Source organism: Pseudomonas persica (genome assembly GCF_900291015.1).
GTDB lineage: Bacteria > Pseudomonadota > Gammaproteobacteria > Pseudomonadales > Pseudomonadaceae > Aquipseudomonas.
This window is the reverse complement of the sequence record NZ_OLKL01000186.1, coordinates 1-265: the sequence shown is the minus strand read 5'-3', so window position 1 is coordinate 265 and position 265 is coordinate 1. Positions and strand designations below refer to the sequence as shown.

Here is a 265-nt window from a genome sequence, read left to right as displayed (position 1 = left end):
GGAGTTGGTAGTCGATTCTCACTATCGGACAAATTTATCGGAAGATTTTGCTTATATTGTTGACCGTATACCTGGTGCGATGCTGTTGATTGGTGCTGGTCAGAAAGTTGATGGCAAAATCCATCCTCATCATCATCCTAAGTTCGATATTGATGAGAAAGCAATGACCCTTGCAATAGCGGCACTGTTTGAAACCATTAAAGCCTTAACTTAATTTGGACCTGAGTTCTTAGCCATGAGCGACGAAAAACAAAGCATATTAGAG

Annotated in this window: 1 pseudogene; it reads left to right on the top strand. The window is 40.8% G+C overall.

Annotated elements, in window-relative coordinates:
- Nucleotides 1-214, top strand: a pseudogene (locus FQ664_RS27380) (hypothetical protein); the annotation flags it as partial.
- Nucleotides 215-265 lie beyond the last annotated feature (51 nt).